Raw genomic sequence first — 3,226 nt, 5'->3', positions numbered from 1 at the left:
AAATTCGGCCGTCGCGTGCGTCAGGAGCCGGGGCGGGGCGGGGTGCCGGGCGCCCTGTTTGGCGAAATGTTCGAGGTAGAGAGCTACCTGCGCCATCAGGGATCTTCCTTCGTGCGGCGCTTTGACGCCAATTCCTATCTGACCATCACGCGCGCCATGGATTATTTCGATCTGGGCGCGGAGCATGATGGCGACATGTCGCGCCCCTTTGCCGGAACACGCACGCGGTTCTGCATCATCTCGTTTTCGTCCGACTGGCTGTTTCCCACGTCGCAGGCGCGGCTGGTGGCGCGCGCGCTCAACCGGGTGGCGGCGAACGTGTCCTTTGTCGAGATTGACAGTGACAAGGGCCATGACGCCTTCCTGCTTGACGAGCCGGACTTTGACCGCACCATCCATGGCTTCCTGGCGGGAGCCGCCGAACATGCCGGGATTGCCTGACCATGCGCCTTGACCAGCGGCTGATCGCCGGAATGATCCGGCCCCGTACACGCGTGCTGGACGTGGGCTGTGGCGATGGCGCGCTGTTGGACTACCTGTTCCGCAACAGCGGGTGCGACGCCCGTGGCATCGAGATCGACATGAAGGAGGTGACGCGCGCGGTCGCCCATGGCCTGCCGGTCATGCATGGTGACGCGGACCATGACCTCGCGCATTACCCCGATAACGCATTTGACTACGTGGTGCTGCAACGCACGCTTCAGGCCGTGGAGCGCCCGCGTGAGGTGCTGCGCCAGATGTTGCGCATCGGGCGTTACGCCATCGTGTCCTTTCCCAATTTCGGCCACTGGCGGCTGCGCGTGCAGATGCTCCTGCGCGGGCGCATGCCCATGACCACGGTGTGGAATACGCCATGGTACGACACGCCCAACATCCACCCCTGCACGATCCTCGACTTTTTGACGCTGTGCCGGGATGAGGGTTATGTTGTCCAGCAATGGATGGCTGTGGATGAAGACGGCGAACGCGCACCGTGCGGCGCTCGATCCGGCTGGCCAACCTGTTTGGTGAACAGGCGCTGTTTCTGTTACGGCGCAAGAACACCCGACGGACATAAAAAACGCCACGGCGGGGAGATGCGATAATGGATACACTTGAGGCGATCCGGAACCGGCGCGCCATACGCGCCTATGACGCCAGCCACCGGATCAGCGATGCCGAACTGCACGCCATGCTCTCGGCCGCGCGGCTGGCGCCGTCCGCGTTCAATATCCAGCATTGCCGTTTCGTGGTGGTCCGGGATCCGGAACTGCGGCGTGAACTGCGCAAGGTAGCGTGGGATCAGGCCCATGTGACCGATGCCTCCGCGCTGGTCGTGATCTGCGCCGACCGCGATGCGTGGAAGGACAATCCTGCGCGCTATTTCGACGGTGCCCCCGAGGATGTGAAGCAGCGCATGGCCGGGATGATAAAAAGCTATTACGAAGGCCGCGAATGGGTCCAGCAGGACGAGACCATGCGGAGCTGCGGCCTGGCGGCCCAGACCCTGATGCTGGCGGCGACGGACATGGGCTACCAGTCCTGCCCGATGGACGGTTTTGACTACGAGGCCGTGGGCAGGCTGATCAACCTGCCCGCAAACCACGTGGTGGCGATGTTTGTCGTCATCGGCAAGGGAACGGAGGCGGCCCTGCCGCGCGTGGGCAAGCTGGCCGAGAGCGAAGTGATCCTGACCGACCGCTTTCCCGCCGCCTGAACAGGGCGAAAATACGGAATATGGCGTGGTGTGCGTGAAAAAGCTTGCGGTTATCCACGCAACGCAGTACAGCATCGCGCTTGGGAACGGACCGCGCCTGTTCCTTTTGCTGGTTTGATTGCACGTGTTCTTGACGCGGGGAACACGCAGAAACGCAGACTGGACCGGCCTTTATTTCTCACATGATATCCTTGCGACGGCAGACAGCGCGCCCCCGGCCAATACGGGTCCGGGGCCGGGTATGTCTGTTGGTTCGCTATCCGGGCATGCTGCCTGCTGCACGGCCTGCGGCCCCGTTTTTTCGCGCCAGGAGGCGCCATTCATGACAACGTTTGCCGATCTTCATCTTGCGGAGCCGCTGCTGCGCGCTCTGGACGAGGAAGGCTACGCCACCCCGACCCCCATTCAGGCCGGGGCCATCCCTTACCTGCTGGAAGGGCGTGATCTGCTTGGTCTGGCACAGACCGGCACGGGCAAGACCGCGGCTTTCGCGCTGCCCATCCTTGACCGCCTGCTGCGTGAGAAGGGACGCGCCAACCCGAAGGGCGCGCGCGCCCTGGTTCTGGCGCCCACGCGCGAACTGGCTTCCCAGATCGGGGAAAGCTTCGCATCCTACGCCCGCCACATGCGCTTTACCTACGCTGTCGTATTCGGCGGCGTGGGGCAGGGGCGCCAGATCGAGGCCCTGCGCCGTGGCGTGGACGTGCTCGTGGCCGCCCCTGGCCGCCTGCTTGACCTGATGGGTCAGGGCCATGTCGATCTGTCCGGCCTTGAAGTGCTGGTGCTTGATGAAGCGGACCGCATGCTGGACATGGGTTTCGTGCGCGACATCCGCAAAATTGTCGCGGCCCTGCCGACCGACCGGCAGACCCTGCTGTTCTCGGCCACCATGCCCAAGACCATTTCCGATCTGGCGCATGGCCTGCTGCGTAATCCGGCCACGGTGCAGGTGACCCCGCCGTCCAGCACGGTGGACCGTATCCGTCAGGCCGTGATGTTTGTCGATACGGGCAACAAGCGCGAGGCGCTGAAGCTGCTGGTCGATTCACCCAAGGTCGAGCGCGCCGTGGTGTTCACGCTGATGAAGCATGAGGCCAACAAGGTCGCGGCCTTCCTGAGCGAACATGGCATTACGGCCGAGGCCATTCACGGCAACAAGTCGCAGGGCGCGCGTGAGCGGGCCATGTCCGGCTTCCGTTCGGGTAATGTGAAGGTGCTGGTGGCGACCGATATCGCGGCCCGTGGCATCGACGTTGATGACGTGACCCATGTGTTCAACTACGACCTGCCCAACGTGCCGGAAAGCTATGTGCACCGCATTGGCCGTACGGCGCGCGCGGGGCGCGAGGGCTGGGCCGTCTCGCTGTGTGATGCGGAACAGCGGGCCTGGCTGCGCGATATTGAAAAGAATATCGGCAAGAACATTCCCGTCGTATCCGAGCATCCCTACCATTCGGAAGCGGCCGAGAATTCGACCATGCGGCCCCCGGTTCTGGGCGGTGGCCGCGGCCGTGGCGGCGGGGGCGGTGG

Annotated in this window: 2 protein-coding genes and 2 pseudogenes; all 4 read left to right on the top strand. The window is 63.9% G+C overall.

Annotated elements, in window-relative coordinates; genetic code table 11:
- Nucleotides 1–441: pseudogene (metX, locus tag JCM25156_RS12045) on the top strand (homoserine O-acetyltransferase); the annotation flags it as partial.
- Nucleotides 442–443: 2 nt separating this feature from the next.
- Nucleotides 444–1,057: pseudogene (gene metW / locus JCM25156_RS23990) on the top strand (methionine biosynthesis protein MetW).
- 27 nt (nucleotides 1,058–1,084) lie between these two features.
- Entirely contained in the window at nucleotides 1,085–1,696 is a 612-nt protein-coding gene (locus JCM25156_RS12035; protein WP_025813256.1) for a nitroreductase family protein, read from the top strand.
- 322 nt (nucleotides 1,697–2,018) lie between these two features.
- Nucleotides 2,019–3,226: DEAD/DEAH box helicase (locus tag JCM25156_RS12025; protein WP_025813254.1), on the top strand; the 1,208-nt coding region annotated here is incomplete at its 3' end.

The sequence above is a fragment of the Komagataeibacter kakiaceti JCM 25156 genome, from assembly GCF_000613305.1.
Note: the sequence above shows the minus strand (reverse complement) of the source record. Positions and strands in the feature narration are given on the sequence as shown.